This is a genomic window from Neochlamydia sp. EPS4, from assembly GCF_000813665.1.
Classification (GTDB): Bacteria; Chlamydiota; Chlamydiia; order Chlamydiales; family Parachlamydiaceae; genus Neochlamydia.
In genome coordinates this window covers 22176-37801 of the sequence record NZ_JSDQ01000047.1, presented here as the reverse complement: position 1 = coordinate 37801, position 15626 = coordinate 22176, and the positions used below count along the sequence as shown (strand labels likewise).

Sequence of the window (15626 nt, the reverse complement as noted above, 5' to 3'; positions counted from 1 at the left end):
AAGCAAGCTTCTGAAGCAGAACATGAAGTGGTGTTTTTGATGGCACTCAAGGAGCAATCTTCTTAGCCAGTAAACCTTAACGAAGGCTCTTGTGGTTGGTAGCAATTACGCTGCTATTTTTGCCCGCAATTGACTAGAAAATTCCCTACCCATCTTAAAACAAATATATTTAAGTTGGGAAATATTTTTAATTGTCGTTTACTGCTTCAATCACAGGTCTTTTTCGTAAAGAGGGATGGTTTTTTTTAATTCCCCTTTATAAATTTGATACTGTCTATCTGTCCATGCCGCTTGCTAGTGAAAAAATGCTACGAAAATTATTCTCTTAATCCTTGAGCTTTTTTAATAGGCGGCAAAGTAAAGACATTAGGTTGATTAGCCAACCACCTGATTCTTTTTAAACCCTATCGATAGCCATCATGAAACATTCGACCATAATCACTACAATTGAAAATAAAAACATTTGGCGGGCCCATTGCTTGTCATTATCACTTTTAAAACCTTTTAAACATAATACATACCACATTAACCCCATCAGGACAGCCACGGTTAAATAGGCATAGCCGGTATACCCCATGAACGTTAACATGACAGTCGCCACGATAAAAGCCATGATATATAGCCACATTTGTATCTTGGTTGTGTATATACCCTTTTCAAGCGGTAAAACTGGGATGGAGGCGGCAGCATAATCCTCTAGGCGATAGAGAGTAATCGCAAAGAAATGGGGCATTTGCCATAGGACCATAATGGTAAATAGGAGGAAAGCACCTAAGTCTAATTGATTGCTGACCGCGCAATAACCTACCACGGGAGGGACACCTCCTGCTAGGCTTCCTATCACCGTGCCATAAGAAGATCTATATTTCCATAGGCCATACACGACGACATAAAATAAAAAACCTGCTAGAGCTATCATAGCTGTTAAAAAATTAGCATACAAAGCTAACACGCCCATTCCTAACAAACCCAGCAAAGTACCATATATGAGCGCGCTTTTTTCAGAGACTAGCCCCCTAACAAGCGCTCGATTTTTAGTCCTCGCCATCTTCTTATCTATCTCTCGATCCATATAGTTGTTAAACACGCATGCCGAGGCAATCACTAAAGATAGACCTATCAGAGTCCAGCAGAACAGCCAGAAGTTAAAAGGCCCTTTTGAGGCAAGCATAAAGCCACCAAAAGTTGTTACCGCATTACCTGCTATGATACCAGGTTTAGTCAACATATAATAAGTTTTAATGATCATCGTCTTAAATAGCCTTATGATTTAATCCTTGAGGTGGTAGCCATATTTCCTATTCGCTGGGGTGAAACATCTCTTGCATAGACATCAGCCTTTCATCTAAATCATTCATAATCCATAGCGAACCGACTACTAAAATGGCAATCACAGCTATCATAAAAGTTAAAGCCACTAGGTTCCAGCGGGGCTTGGCCTCTTCTTTAAGATGAAGAAAAAATAAAAGCTGAATTAAAGCTTGCATGACCCCTAAGCTAACCAGGGCAAGAGCTAAAATCTTACCGCTAAATAAATGTTCCTGGACAATTATATAGGCCGCTAAAGTCAATACGATGGATAAAGCAAAGCCCACTCCATAGGATTTAAAGCTTCCATGCCTAGAAGCTTGCGAAGTTTTTATAGGATAAAGATTATCTTTCATGTTAGTGGGCTCCCATTAAGTAGACAAAGGTAAAGATAAAAATCCATATAATATCTAAAAAATGCCAAAACATGCTAAAGCAAGCTAATCGTCTAAGCGTATTTGCGCTCAAACCCCGTGACAAAAATTGCATTCCAAGGACTCCTATCCATAGTAAGCCTGCTAGAATATGCAAGCCATGCGTGCTAACTAAGGTGAAGTAGGCCGATAGAAAAGCACTTTTTTGCCAGCTATTTCCCTCCTGGATAAGATAGTTAAATTCCATTATTTCCAGGGTTAAAAAGGAAAGCCCTAATAAAAATGTTAAGCTTAAATAGCTTAACGCCCTATTTTTTTCTTGGCGATGAGCCGCTAACATAACCAATCCGCAGGTAAAGCTGCTCGTTAATAAGATAAGAGTTTCTATCAAAGCAAAAGCAGGGCTAAACACTTGGCCAGCAGAAGGCCCACCATACGTACTATTGTGCAGCACGGCATATGTGGCAAAAAAGGTGGCAAACAAAATGCAGTCGGTCATTAAGTAGATCCAAAAGCCAAACAGCGTTTTAGCAGAGGTGGTTGGAGAAGAGTCCGCATGATGGATGGATGAAAGCGTAGTTAAATCTGTCATAGCTATCCCCTACTCCTGGCATGTTCTGCCTCTATTTTTTCTACCTCTGCGGCTGATAGGTAGTAGTCGGTATTATCATCTAAGAGACGTATAATGGTGCCTACTATAGTACCTAGCAAGCTCAAGAGAGCAAGCCACCAAATATGCCAAATGACTGCAAAGCCAAAGAGGAGGCTAAAGCTAGCCACATAGATACCCATAGCAGAGTTTTTAGGCAGATGAATAGCTTGATAACAAGGTTTTTTTGCATCCAGCACATGCGCCTGTTTTTTAGCCCAATAAGGATCGCGCTCGTTCACCTCAGGGATAATAGCAAAATTATAAATGGGTGGAGGAGAGGAAGTGGACCATTCCAGTGTTCTACCATTCCAGGGGTCGTTACCCACCTTATTTTGTTTACGCTGGATCACACCTACAATAAGTTGTAAAAACTGGAGGAAAGCACCACCAATAATGATGCAAACGCCTACCCCGGCAAGCACAAATAAGGGATGCCAGCCGGTGGCCTCCTCATAATGATTTAAACGGCGGGTAGCCCCCATTAAGCCAATGAGATAGAGTGGCATGAAGGCTAGGAAAAAACCTATAATCCAACACCAAAAGGCATATCTTCCCAGCTTTTCATGCAATTTGAATCCTAAAAACTTAGGAAGCCAATAAGCAAGGCCGGCAAAAAAAGCAAATAAAACGCCTCCAATGACCATGGAATGAAAATGGGCTACTAAAAATAAGCTATTATGCACTTGGAAATCAGCTGCAGGCACAGACATTAACACCCCTGTCATGCCTCCACTCGTAAAAACGACTACGAAACCCAAAAACCAAAGCATAGGCCGTGAAAATTGAATACGTCCTCTACACATAGTAAATAGCCAGTTAAAGATTTTTACGCCCGTGGGAATGGCAACAAGCATGGTCATAATGCCAAAGAAAGCATTAACATTGGCTCCTGCTCCCATCGTAAAAAAGTGGTGGAGCCACACGATAAAAGACAGAAAAGTAATCGAAGCTAGCGCCCATACCATGGAGGTATAACCGAATAAGCGCTTATGTGAAAAAGTTGCCACAACTTCTGAAAAAATTCCAAAACCTGGCAACATGAGAATATAAACTTCGGGATGCCCCCAGGCCCAGATGAGGTTGATATACATCATAGGATTGCCTCCAAAATCTGCCGTGAAAAAATGGGTTCCTAAGGTACGATCTAAGCTCAACATGACCAGGGTGGCTGTTAAGATAGGGAAAGCAAAAATGACTAAAACCATGCTATTTAAAGCACTCCAGGTAAATAAAGGCATTTTCATCAGCGTCATGCCAGGGCAACGCATCTTTAAAATAGTCACTAAGAAATTAATTCCCGAGAGCAAGCTGCCCATACCAGCAATCTGTATACTCCATATCCAGTAATCCACGCCTACATCAGGGCTGTATTGTAGACTTGAAAGAGGCGGATAAGCTAACCACCCTGTCGCAGAAAAATTTCCTATAACAAGGGAAAGATTGACCAAAAATGCACCTGCTGCGAACAGCCAAAAGCTCAAGGAATTCATAAAAGGAAAAGCCACATCCCGAGCGCCTATCTGTAAAGGCACGATTAAGTTCAACAAGCCGAACACAGCTCCCATACTCACAAAGAAAATCATGGTGGTACCGTGAGCAGAGAATACTTGCTGAAAATGGGAAGAGGTTAAAAAGCCCTGCGATTCCCCTACCGCGAGTATCTGTTGAGCTCGTAACATCAAAGCATCTACCACGCCTTTGAATAACATTAAAAGAGAAACGATGATATACATCATGCCAATTTTCTTATGGTCCAGGGATGTTAACCATTCATTCCAGAGCCATTTCCACCGGCGGAAATAAAATAAGAGAGCAACAATCATTAAGCCAGCTATAGCCATGCCTATACCCGCACCACTTTCAATGGGGTCGTGCTTGAAAGCTTCAAGGTTTAATTTTCCAAACATGTCATTTCCCTGTATGGATTAAGATCAAATACTTACTAATTATTCTAAAGAGGCGTCGCTTTTGCTTGAATGTGAGTCCATGGGCATCATGTAGCTCATAATGATCCAATCAAACAAATTTTCTTTTTGCAAAATATAGGTGTCTAAAGAGGAATTTTGAGTAGGCAGGATTAATTTTTTATACTCGTTTAAGCTAAGTTGCTTAGGTGATTGCTTTACCTTTTCTACCCATTGCTCGAAATCTTCGGATGAAGTGGCTTCAGCCGTAAATTTCATGCCAGCAAACCCTTCTCCACTAAAGTTCGCAGAAGAGCCTCTAAAGCTTCCTAGTTCATGCGCTATAAGATGCAGCTTTGCTTTCATGCCGGGCATCGCATACACTTGCCCGCCCAGTTGCGGGATCCAAAATGAATTCATAGGAGCGTCGGCAGTGACTTCAAAATTAAGGGGTGTGTCTTTGGGAAACTGAAGAAAATTCACCGTAGCAATTTTTTGCTCGGGATAGATAAATAACCATTTCCACTGTAGAGCTACAGCTTGTATAGTCAGAGGCTTAGTGCTGGCCTGTATCGGCTTGAAAGGATCTAATTCAAAACTGCTTTTCCAAGTGATAACCGAAAGGACCAGAACAATTACAAAAGGAATTGCCCACCAGATAAACTCAACAAGATGGCTATGATCCCAATCGGGTGCATATTTTGCTTTTGAGTTGCTCGCTCTATAGCGGCAAGCAATAGCAATCATCAGGATAAATACTGGAATAACCACAATCAACATCAGAAGAGTAGCTTGAATGATTAAGTCCAGTTCTCTTTGAGCGATCGCTCCTTTGGGATTGAGCACAGCGATATCGCTATTGTGCACAAACCATCCTACTACGAGGAAGAGGGCAAGAAGAGAAACAATAAAAAAGGCTAATTTGTAGATTTTGCTCATCTTTTCCAATCCCTAAAAAGATAATAGACACCAGCTACTTTGCTGGCACCCCTATCTATTTATTCAAATTTTTCTTTATCCTTTTATCTGAGCCGAGTCACTTTGTCTAGATAAATGAAAGAATGAACAATAAATCTTTTATTTCCGAATTCAAATCAACTTTTTTTTGATAGTTTGCTATGAATAGATTAAAGAAATCCAAGCAGATGAAACATTTTTATCCCCTTTAAGTCTTACTCATTAGTTTCTACCTTAAGTTAGGAGCTTATTCCTGGAATCTTCAAAAGGCTTTTCCTTGCCTTTTAGGATTTTCTATGCAAAAAAATCAACCAGCTTTAAATCCTTTTTTAAGAAGAAAGCACCAAAGCCAAGAAATGAAGCTTTTTTGAAGATCTAGGTCAATAGATCGCCCAGCTTGCGGTATTTTAAGCCCTGAGCAACAAAAGATTTAGCTCTGCTGGGTTTCGAAAAGAAACCAGGCTCGCCGCTCGGCTTCGTCGATATAAACTTCAAGAATACTAGTGGTAGCCACATCTTGATACTCTTGACAAACTTTATGGACAGCAAGCATGCGAGCAGCTAAGTTTCTATTTTCCTCTTCTAAACGCTTAAGCATCTGGAGGGCTTCAATGCATGGCTCGTCATCATCTTGCACATTTTGCAATTGGCTAATCTGTTTGATAGAGTGAATGGTAAGAGCTCCAAGCTTGCGTACCCTTTCTGCAAGCGCATCGATCATCGCAAAGATTTGCTCGGCTTGCTCATCCATTAAGAGATGATAATCGCGAAAGTGGGGGCCAAACATATGCCAATGATAGCTTTTTGTTTTTACATATAAAGCAAAAGCATCCGCAATTAAGGGATTGAGAACTTGAGAAATTTTATGACTTGCTTCCGCTTGGAGATGAATGGGTACTGCCAGGGTGGAGGGGACAGGGTTGGATGCATTTTTCATAGAGGCTCCTTTGGTAAGCTTTCTGTATTCTTCAAGTTAACGCAAAAAAAATTTGTAGAATCTTTATCTTTTTAGCAGATATGGTTGCTTTTTATTCTGAACAGACCTTATCAACATCTTGACATTTTAGCAAGGTTACCTATAAATTTTATGTACATAAAATATTTTAAAACACATATTAAGCTTCAAAGATGGCACCCATAAGTCGCCTGGAGAATCCTTTAAACAAAGAAGGTTAAAAAGCTAATAAACTATTTTATTGGTGCGAGTTAAAATTAAAAACCTTTCCGTAATAAGGAATTTCATGCAGGGCCTAATATAATTTTAAGCTAACATGCTATCATACAATATGAAGAGGAAATAATGAGAGTCAGTCCACTAGCCGGAAAAATCAGTCCTTCTGATAAACTTGTAAATATACCCCAACTTATCACAGCTTATTACGCTGAAAAGCCCGATCCACTAGATACAGCTCAGCAGGTAGCTTTTGGAACATCGGGCCATCGTGGTTCTGCATTACAAAAAAGCTTCAATGAACATCATATCCTAGCTATTAGCCAAGCGATTTGCCAGTATCGTAAACAACAAGGGATTGATGGTCCTCTATTTCTGGGTATGGATACGCATGCGCTTTCTAAGCCAGCTTTAATGAGTGCTCTAGAAGTATTAGCAGCCAATGGAATAGAAATTTTGTTAGCTGAAGGAGAAGAGTATACACCTACGCCCGTTATCTCCCATGCTATAGTTTCTTATAACCGCCATCGCACCAAAAATTTAGCCGATGGTATCGTCATTACCCCTTCCCATAATCCCCCTAGTCAAGGTGGCATCAAATATAATCCCCCTAGCGGAGGACCCGCTGACCTTCATATTACCCAATGGATTGAAACAAAAGCCAATGAGCTAATGCGCCATGAGCTAAGAGACCTTAAAAGAATTCCCTATGAAAAAGCCTTAACCTTGTCTACCACTAAGCGCTATAACTATCTTGAAGCCTACGTTAGCGATCTTAAGGATGTAATCAATATGGAGATTATTCAAAAATCCCAAATAAAATTGGGAGTAGATCCGCTAGGTGGAGCGGGAATTCATTATTGGGAACCTATAGCAGAGCGTTACAAGCTAAACCTTACCCTAGTCAACAAAACAATTGATCCAACTTTCCAATTTATGACTCTAGACTGGGACGGTCAAATTCGTATGGATCCCTCTTCAGCCTATGCTATGCAAGGGCTAATCAATCTAAAAAATCGCTTTGATATTGCTTTTGCCTGCGATACAGATCACGATAGACATGGCATTGTCACTAAAAGTTCAGGCTTACTGCCCCCTAATCATTACCTCTCTGCCGCCATCTTTTATCTTTTTCAACATCGGCCTTTATGGAATCCCGAAGCGGCAATAGGCAAAACGCTCGTCAGCAGCCAAATGATCGATCGTGTGGCCACTCAATTAAATCGAAAAATTTATGAGGTACCGGTAGGGTTTAAATGGTTTGTCGAGGGGCTTCTTAATGAATCTTTAAGTTTTTGTGGCGAAGAAAGTGCTGGCGCCTCTTTTGCTCGTTTAGATGGTAAAACCTGGACGACGGATAAAGATGGGATTATCTTGTCCTTATTAGCTGCTGAAATGACAGCCCAACAAGGCAAAGACCCTGGCGAAATTTATCAGGATTTAACCCGCGAATTTGGCAACCCTGCTTATGATAGAGTAGAAGCACCTGCCAGCCTTAAGCAAAGACAAATATTAAAAAGCTTTTCTGCCTTGCAGATACAAGCAAAGGAAATAGCAGGCGAAGCTATCCAGGGTATCTTTACTCATGCCGCAGGAAACAGTGCTGCCATAGGAGGAGTAAAGGTTATCACCGAGAATGGGTGGTTTGCTGCTCGCCCTTCAGGAACAGAAGACATTTACAAGATTTATGGAGAAAGCTTTCGAGGTCAAGAGCATTTAGAGCAAATATTAAATGAAGCCCAATCGATTGTGGGAAAAGCATTTGAAGAGGCTTATTTGCTCAAAACTCCCTAAGGATAAAAGCCAGTTAAGAGGGCCTCCATGAATATGGCTAGCTTATTGCTTATGCGGATAGGATTAATTAAAAACTTTTCCTATTTTTCGCAATTTTCCATCCAGAGACAGCAACTTAAATTCTTTTCATGAAGAAAAGCGTAAAAGAATAGCAATTTGGATTATCCTGTTGAATACAGGCTAGGCTTTAGGGTATTCCTTAAAGAAAGGCTCAAAGATAAGGACTTTAAAGAGGGAATTAAAGATATTATAAAAAACACTCCTTTCTTAAGCTTCACTTTATCTTGAGCATGTTTAGGATTTTGCCCTCCTAGCGAGCTTGCTGCTTGCAAGCACGCTAATTACCAAGCAGATGCTTGAAGGCCCGATCACTGCAAACATGATTAATATTTTTACTTGATAAATTTTTCCTCATGAAACACATTTGTTAATATTAAACTTATACTTAGATAGCTAGCTCCTAGAGCTTTGGTAACTTAGCTCGTAGAGTTTTGGTAGCTAGCTCCTAGAGCTTTATTTTGTCTTTCTTAATCGATGAATGTAAAAAAATAGCATGGATAAACATTTAATCTTTTATGATGGCACCTGTGGCCTCTGCAGCCATATTGTATATTTTCTTATAAAATATGATACCAAGCAGCAACTCCTCTTTGCACCTTTACAAGGCTTAACGGCAAAAAAGCTGCTAGGAACTCTGCCTAGAAAGGTTCAAACAGCAAATTCTTTAATTCTTCTTAAAAATTACACTTCCTCTCAAAAAGAAGTTTATTTATTGGGGCAAGCTGCTTTGCAAGTTTTATGGTTATTAGGCGGAAGATGGAGGCTTATTGGCTGGATTTCCTTTCTTCCTTCTTTTTTATATAACTGGATGTATCGATTAATAGCCCAAAATCGCCAACGTTTTTTCTTGCAAAATAGCTGCTTGCTTCCAAAAGAACAGGATAAAAATCGTTTTCTTCCTTAAATTATTTATTAAGAAAATAGCACTTCACGCTAATCTTAAAGCTAAGAAAGCAAATAAAGCAAATCAACTCTCATCCCCCTCTTTATCAATTTTTTCTTGAGATAAATTTAAAAAAAATCTATCAGTGAGTTTTTCCATTATCAACCCGCATAGGACATGCATATGAAAAATAATTTAAAAACCCTTTTAACAATTTGCTTGAGTAGTTGTACTTTAGTTTGCCCTTTGGGCAATTTGATGAGTGCCTCATTTTCTGCCTCCACCTACAATGAGAGACATGTTGCTCAGCAATGGAGCTCCACTACTACAGTATCTGCCGATGAAGCGCTGGTAATTAATAACCTCTCTAATCTTTCTTCTAAAGAACAAAGGGAAGCTCTCAATGATTTATCAGGCGAGCAATATGCTAATTTAATTCAGCCCAATCAAACAGCTTCCCAGACATTTATTCGTAGGATGTACCAGCCTATCCTCAATGATAGCTTAGGCTTACAATGTGGAGAGAACTGTGATGAATATAGAGCGTGGGGAGCTGTAGGAGGAGGACAGAGCCGTCTACACAACTCTCATGGGGCTAAGGGCTATAGAATGGATAATTTCAATATTACCTTTGGTGCTCAAAAGCCATTGAATCTTAATTTTTTAAACTCTTGGTTAACTGTTGGTATTGCCGGTTCTTATGAAAAAGACCATATTCATTTTAAGCAAAATGGGCATGGTAAAGGTAATAATTGGCAAGGAGCTATTTATTACATGTGGAATAATCCCCACTTCTATTCTTTTTCGGGAACCATTCTTGGTGCCGACTGCGTAAGAGTCAAACGCTCTATTGATGTGGGTAACCTTACGAGAAAAGCTAAAGGAAAAGCTAGAGTCAGCGAATGGACCTCTTTTACAGAGCTTGGTTTAAATTTAGGTTACGAAAACTTCTATGTACAGCCTTTCGCACGGCTAGAACATGCTTCTTACCGTCGCCATGCTCTCAGCGAACATGGTGCTCAATCACTCAACTTACATGTGCGCGGCAAAAACATCAGTGCCTCTGTAGGTTATTTAGGAACACACTTAAGTACTAATCTTCCTTGGTGGGAGCTTCATTTAAATGCCGATGCAGCCTGGAAATATCGCTTTAACTTGTTACAAGAACGTTTTCAAGCCCATTTTAAAAACCTAGGCTCACAATTTAGAATCAAAGGCGTTCACCAAAAAACTAGTGGTTTTGAAGGTTCCGTTAATATTGCTAAAACCTTTTATAACTGCTGGCAAGGCTATGTTGAGTTTTCTGGTGAAGTGTGGGATCGTTTTTCTGCCTGGAACCTTGCTGGAGGCGTAACAGTTACCTGGTAATAGGTACTCATTGATGATAGATAATAGGTAGCTAAAATCCGAGAGATCTAGGGACCATTTCTTTAGATCTCTTGGTTTTTTTTAGAAAACAAAAAAAACTTTCTAAACAAATAGTTTAAGATTTATTCCAAGCTTAAGTTATCTTTTTACACTTGGCTATCCTATAACTGGCATTAAATATTTATGAGAACTTCATTAGGCAGATAGGCTGTAGCGAGGATAGAGGTAGAAGAATGCATTTATAGTAAGCTCTATTAAAAAAGGTTTAATTTTTTAAAGCTTTTATCCTACTCTAAGTTTCCTCAAAAAAAGGCATTTTTAAAAAGAAACATTCACTTTGGGAAGGCTTTTTCTAAGCGTATTATATTCTTTGACTAATTCCAAAACTTCATCATCCGTACATTGACCACTTTGAATTTTCATTTTAATAAGTTCGCAAGTACCCATCCAATTTCGCGTTAAAATCTTTTGCAAAGTTTCCACAAAATTAGATTCGGCTTTCTCCTTATTAATTTTCTTTTCAAGCAGATCAGAGATTATCAATTGACTTTCCAAATCATCTGTTTTTAAAACAAGAGAAATGACATCAATAAATTCATTCTTTTGGCATGCATCCAACAAGGCTAAATACATTTTTTGACAGATAGGTACACGAAAATCTGAGGGTTTTAGATTCTCTTGGGCAAGTTTTAAAAGACGAGTGCGCTCCTCTGGCATCATAAGCAGCCAACGCAGCAAGTCCATTTCTAAAATACGATCTGGATCAATAGTTTGTAATCCAATATTTGCTGCTTTTTTAATATACAAATTAGGTGTATGAATTTGTTCAAGCAAGAGTGTATTTTCAGGAACTTGCATCAAATGAGCTAACTTACGTAAGCTTTCTTGCACTAATACAGGTTGATCCCATTGACGAATCTGCTTGGCAATTCTCTCGATACACTGATGCTTGGCAGCAGGTGAACGTAAATCATACTGTTGGGAGTAATGCTTAACAAGAAAATCTAGATAATCTGAACTTGTTTCCAGTAGCTTCAAAAAAGCTTCAGGCCCTTTTTCCCTTAAAAAAACATCGGGATCTAATCCTTTAGGCATCTGAGCAATTCGGACTTCTACCCCTTCGCGCTGGAAAAGATCTCCAATCTTTACACTCGCCTCTTGCCCTGCACTATCTCCATCCAATGCTAAGTAAACTAAATTTATGCCTAGCATCAACAGTTCTTTGGCATGCCCCTCTCCAAAAGCGGTACCTTGCCCTGCAACTGTAAAGTTAAAGCCTTCTTGGATCAGGCGCAATGCATCAATTTGGCCTTCTACAATAATTACTCGCCCTTCTTTAGCAAGACGTCTACGACAATAATTTAATCCAAAAAGAACGCGAGATTTTTTAAAAAGGCTAGTTTCAGGGGTATTAATATATTTACCTCCAAAAGTTTGCTCCTTATATTTTCGGGCAGAGAATCCAATCACTGCTCCTGCCGCATCACGAATAGGGAAAGTAATTCTATCCGAAAAGAAATCACGCCAACGGCCTTCCTTACCCTCTGCTATCAATCCTACCGTGCGTAAAATCTCATCCTTGATAAACTTTGCATGCATAACTTGGCGAAAATATCCAGGAACTTTGGGAGCTAACCCAATCTGAAAACGTCTAATAAAATCAAGGTCCAGTCCCCTTTTATATAAGTAATGTAACACTTCATGGCCTTCCGGAGTATGAAGAAGATAGAAATGATAAAAATGGCAAGCCTGCTCAAGGGCTTCTTTTAAGAGAGTCTTACTAGGGCCTTTATTAGATTCGGCCTCCTCCATAATTTCTAAAGGCACATGAAAACGCTCAGCTAAGCTTTCAACGGCTTCAGAAAAACTCATTTTAAGATGCGCCATTAAGAACTGGATGGCGTCGCCATGCGCTCCACATCCGAAGCAATGATAATGGGTATCTCCCCGCTGAATCATAAAGGAAGGTGTTTTTTCATCGTGAAAGGGACATAGCCCTTTATAGGCGGCCCCGGCACGCTTAAGATCAAGGTGGGCATTCAAGACATCGACAATATCTATTCTTTGACGGAGATTTTCAAGGCTTTCTTTAGTGAAGAGTGGCATGGATAATATGTTAAGAACAAGGGTTGATAATGATTTTACTCCATAAATTTTTCTCTAGCAAGCAAATAAGAAATTAGAGAATTAGGATGAACAAATAGATTTTGTTTCTTAAATTATACGCTTTCAAGCTACTTCTTATGTAATCCCTTACTTTATAAAATTCCTCTCATTAAGTAGAGAGGTAACTTTCAGAGAGTTAGATATATGGACTTAAGTTTTTCTAAAGCCTATTATGAACGATAGCAAAAAAACCTTGCATCAATGGGAGTAGCTTAATGAGTATAAATTTTACTAAAATCTTCCTTGTCACCAGGGTGGAGTGCCTGTGTTATTCAGGATGAAATTCAGCTAAACGGCAAAATTTATTTAACTTTACTAAATTTGAAGCCTAGGCAGACCAAGCTCTCTTAAAAAGAGAGACTCTTCAGGGGTTAGCTTAGATTATTTACCTATGGCTATGGTGTTATTAGCAATAGGCTTTAAAATATCAGACAGATGGTAAGAAAGATATCCTGGCTATAAAACAGGGTAAAGGGCAGATTATTTTCCGTTTAACCCACATATACATTCTCAATCAAATGAAGTTCTTGCGGTTTAAGCAGTTGGCAAAAGTTATCTAAGCTGCTCGTAGCTAGAATAATAAATTCTACTTCTTGTAAAGAAGCTAAAATATGGATAAAGTCCTCTGAAGGCTTTTCATCACGGATATAAACAAGCAACTTCAGATGATCCTGCTGCGCAATCTTCCTAATCGCCTGGAAGATAGTAGAAGTTAAACCCTCCACTCCAGAGACATTGATAATCGTAATTTTTTGCCCTTTTAGAGCTTGCTGTAATGCAAAGATATGTTCTTCATCGAAGACCTTATTTTCTCCATCATATTTTAGCAGACGGCTAGCTAGCTGCTTGAGTGTCACGCGCGCACAGCCTAAATGTTCGATAGCAATTCCAGCTGCTACGTTCGCTAATTGAGCGGCTTCCGCTAAGGCAAGCTTGTTTCCAATCGCATAGGCCAACATAGCTAAAACGGTATCACCTGCACCCGTCACATCTTTGACTTCATGCACGCGCACAGGGAAATCTTGACGCTCTCCCTTTCTTTCAAAGATGGAAATTCCTGCCTCAGAGCGAGTAATAAGAAGCACCTCTGCTTCTACTTGATGGAGAATCTTTTCAGCAACTTTTTCAAGAGTAGAGGTTAAGGATAAATTTGCAGCAGAATAGGCCTCGGTTAGATTGGGCTTAATCATGGTCGTACCTATATACTTAGTAAAATCCGTTCCTTTAGGGTCGGTGATCACTGGTATACCCAGCCGCTTGGCATATTCAATGATAGCGTTAAGTAAAGTGTTAGTTAAAAATCCTTTTCCATAATCCGATAAGGCCACCACCTGAACCCCTTGAAAGAGAACCGATAGATGATCAATAATTTGTTGCTCAAGCTGCTCTTCCAAATTCATGAACTTTTCATGGTCTACACGCACCACTTGCTGATTTTCAGCAATGATACGATTTTTAACAGGGGTAAAGTAGCTCGATTGCGTAACAATCCCTTTGACATCGATTTTCTCTTGGGAAAGCAGCTCTTTTAAAGCTTGCCCATAAACATCATTACCGACCCGGCCAACAGCTACTACCTCCGCCCCTAAAGATATCAGGTTGAGCATGACATTGCCTGCTCCCCCTGGACGGTTTTCTTCGTGCTGCACATGGATAATAGCTACAGGAGCTTCAGGAGAAATACGCAGGGCTTTTCCTATCGTATAAGTATCTAACATGAGGTCACCGGCTACCAGGACTTTACACACCCCTAGCCTGCTAAAAGGACCTGTCAACCTTACCATGTTTTACCGGGAATTAAGTAGTTACAAATGTAATCTTCCACAGCAGCCTCTAAAGGTAGGGAAGTGGCCTGCTCCTGAAGAGCTTGGCGTGTTTTAGTCATATCAGCACATGTATAATTCTGGTATTTACCTACCAGCTCATCAGGCATATTTACATAATCTATCTTAACAGGTTTATGAATAGCTTTAAAAACAGAAGAAGCTAACTCATTCCAAGTACTAGCATTTCCTGAACCGATATTATAAACTCCATTGACTTTGTTAAAAAGAAAAGCACAAGTCATGCGAGCCACATCTTTAATGTAGACAAAGTCACGTTTTTGCCCTCCATCAGGATATTTACTTGGTTCAGAAGATTTGAAAAGCCGGACGACATTTTCATGTTGTGCCGCAGGCAGCATGCGCACAATGGCTGAAGCCATCTGGCCTTTGTGATTTTCATTAGGTCCAAAAACATTAAAATACTTTAGACCTACCACTTTATTCAAAACTCTTTGATTTTTTAACCATAAATCAAAAAGATGCTTAGAATAGCCATACATATTAAGTGGTTGCAGGCTCTCTAATTGATTCTCATTATCTAAAAACCCTTGCGTGCCATCCCCATAAGTTGCAGCCGAAGAAGCATAGATAAAGCGTTGGCCGTGGGTGAATGCATATTCAGCTAGCTTAACACTATAACGGTAATTATTTTCCAAAAGATAGCTGGCATTTCTTTCCAAGGTGCTACTGCAGGCCCCTAAGTGAATAAAAGCTTTAATGGCATCTTCACGTCCTACCATCCATGTTAACAGCTGACTTTTATCTAAAATGTCTATAAAACATTTGCCCACTAAATTTTTCCATTTCTCAGAGGCCCCTAGATCATCTACCAGGATCAAATTAGAGATTCCTCGATCATTTAAATAGCGCACTACGCCCGAGCCAATAAATCCAGCTCCTCCTGTGATGATAATGTACTGATCACTAAATGCTTTCATATGAAATCTTACTTAAAGGATTAAAAATTTTACCCAAATGGTTCTCTCTAGTCCAAGCTAAATTTACTCCTTCCCTACCTCTTTAGTGGACCTTTTATAAGGATAGAATTTAATAATTTTCTTAAAATTCAAATAGGCAAATATTAGCAAAGCTAGGAATAGATTGAAACACCCTCACTCATTTAATTAAAGACCCAAGGGACCCGCCTTCTATCAATAGCTAAA

At 39.6% G+C, this 15626-nt stretch carries 12 protein-coding genes; 3 read left to right on the top strand and 9 right to left on the bottom strand.

Translation table 11 applies throughout. From position 1 onward, the window contains the following. Positions 1-397 precede the first annotated feature (397 nt). The 6 genes from cyoE to DB42_RS04355 form a co-directional block, all read right to left on the bottom strand. Positions 398-1246, bottom strand: coding sequence for a heme o synthase (gene cyoE, locus DB42_RS04380; RefSeq protein ID WP_044881925.1), 849 nt, complete (start codon positions 1244-1246; stop codon positions 398-400). Positions 1247-1298: 52 nt separating this feature from the next. Then, positions 1299-1664: a cytochrome o ubiquinol oxidase subunit IV gene (gene cyoD, locus DB42_RS04375; RefSeq protein ID WP_044881906.1), complete on the bottom strand. Its 366-nt coding sequence runs from the start codon at positions 1662-1664 to the stop codon at positions 1299-1301. A gap of 1 nt (position 1665) precedes the next feature. Continuing rightward, complete coding sequence (gene cyoC, locus DB42_RS04370; RefSeq protein WP_052435977.1) at positions 1666-2274, bottom strand: cytochrome o ubiquinol oxidase subunit III; 609 nt, start codon at positions 2272-2274, stop codon at positions 1666-1668. 2 nt (positions 2275-2276) lie between these two features. Continuing rightward, complete coding sequence (gene cyoB / locus DB42_RS04365; protein ID WP_044881905.1) at positions 2277-4241, bottom strand: cytochrome o ubiquinol oxidase subunit I; 1965 nt, start codon at positions 4239-4241, stop codon at positions 2277-2279. Positions 4242-4280: 39 nt separating this feature from the next. Then, positions 4281-5177: a ubiquinol oxidase subunit II gene (gene cyoA, locus DB42_RS04360; RefSeq protein ID WP_044881904.1), complete on the bottom strand. Its 897-nt coding sequence runs from the start codon at positions 5175-5177 to the stop codon at positions 4281-4283. Between the two features lie 448 nt (positions 5178-5625). Beyond that, positions 5626-6132 carry a Dps family protein gene (locus DB42_RS04355; RefSeq protein ID WP_044881903.1) on the bottom strand — a complete coding sequence of 169 codons (507 nt, stop codon included), beginning with the start codon at positions 6130-6132 and terminating at the stop codon, positions 5626-5628. Between the two features lie 363 nt (positions 6133-6495). Between DB42_RS04355 and pgm the strand changes: the two genes are divergently transcribed. The 3 genes from pgm (at position 6496) to DB42_RS04340 (ending at position 10471) form a co-directional block, all read left to right on the top strand. Then, positions 6496-8160, top strand: coding sequence for a phosphoglucomutase (alpha-D-glucose-1,6-bisphosphate-dependent) (pgm, locus tag DB42_RS04350; RefSeq protein ID WP_044881902.1), 1665 nt, complete (start codon positions 6496-6498; stop codon positions 8158-8160). Between the two features lie 553 nt (positions 8161-8713). Next, entirely contained in the window at positions 8714-9124 is a 411-nt protein-coding gene (locus tag DB42_RS04345; protein WP_044881901.1) for a thiol-disulfide oxidoreductase DCC family protein, read from the top strand. 162 nt (positions 9125-9286) lie between these two features. Next, complete coding sequence (locus tag DB42_RS04340; RefSeq protein ID WP_044881900.1) at positions 9287-10471, top strand: autotransporter domain-containing protein; 1185 nt, start codon at positions 9287-9289, stop codon at positions 10469-10471. Between the two features lie 318 nt (positions 10472-10789). Here the strand turns inward: DB42_RS04340 and dnaG are convergent, their stop codons facing one another. The 3 genes from dnaG to rfaD all read right to left on the bottom strand — a co-directional run bounded on the left by dnaG (position 10790) and on the right by rfaD (position 15401). Further along, the gene (gene dnaG / locus DB42_RS04335; RefSeq protein WP_044881899.1) at positions 10790-12577 is read right to left on the bottom strand and encodes a DNA primase; all 1788 of its coding nucleotides are present in this window, start codon (positions 12575-12577) and stop codon (positions 10790-10792) included. Between the two features lie 551 nt (positions 12578-13128). Next, positions 13129-14421, bottom strand: a complete 1293-nt coding sequence (locus tag DB42_RS04330) for a bifunctional heptose 7-phosphate kinase/heptose 1-phosphate adenyltransferase (RefSeq protein ID WP_044881898.1) — start codon at positions 14419-14421, stop codon at positions 13129-13131. Then, the gene (gene rfaD / locus DB42_RS04325) at positions 14415-15401 is read right to left on the bottom strand and encodes an ADP-glyceromanno-heptose 6-epimerase (RefSeq protein ID WP_044881897.1); all 987 of its coding nucleotides are present in this window, start codon (positions 15399-15401) and stop codon (positions 14415-14417) included. Before rfaD ends, DB42_RS04330 begins: the two co-directional genes overlap by 7 nt. Positions 15402-15626 lie beyond the last annotated feature (225 nt).

What these genes read in the sequence shown, in the direction of transcription:
- cyoD (WP_044881906.1), bottom strand. Translation starts at nt 1,664, where the DNA reads ATGAAAGATAATCTTTATCCTATAAAAACTTCGCAAGCTTCTAGGCAT.
- cyoC (WP_052435977.1), bottom strand. Translation starts at nt 2,274, where the DNA reads ATGACAGATTTAACTACGCTTTCATCCATCCATCATGCGGACTCTTCT.
- cyoB (WP_044881905.1), bottom strand. Translation starts at nt 4,241, where the DNA reads ATGTTTGGAAAATTAAACCTTGAAGCTTTCAAGCACGACCCCATTGAA.
- cyoA (WP_044881904.1), bottom strand. Translation starts at nt 5,177, where the DNA reads ATGAGCAAAATCTACAAATTAGCCTTTTTTATTGTTTCTCTTCTTGCC.
- DB42_RS04355 (WP_044881903.1), bottom strand. Translation starts at nt 6,132, where the DNA reads ATGAAAAATGCATCCAACCCTGTCCCCTCCACCCTGGCAGTACCCATT.
- pgm (WP_044881902.1), top strand. Translation starts at nt 6,496, where the DNA reads ATGAGAGTCAGTCCACTAGCCGGAAAAATCAGTCCTTCTGATAAACTT.
- DB42_RS04345 (WP_044881901.1), top strand. Translation starts at nt 8,714, where the DNA reads ATGGATAAACATTTAATCTTTTATGATGGCACCTGTGGCCTCTGCAGC.
- DB42_RS04340 (WP_044881900.1), top strand. Translation starts at nt 9,287, where the DNA reads ATGAAAAATAATTTAAAAACCCTTTTAACAATTTGCTTGAGTAGTTGT.
- dnaG (WP_044881899.1), bottom strand. Translation starts at nt 12,577, where the DNA reads ATGCCACTCTTCACTAAAGAAAGCCTTGAAAATCTCCGTCAAAGAATA.
- DB42_RS04330 (WP_044881898.1), bottom strand. Translation starts at nt 14,421, where the DNA reads ATGGTAAGGTTGACAGGTCCTTTTAGCAGGCTAGGGGTGTGTAAAGTC.
- rfaD (WP_044881897.1), bottom strand. Translation starts at nt 15,401, where the DNA reads ATGAAAGCATTTAGTGATCAGTACATTATCATCACAGGAGGAGCTGGA.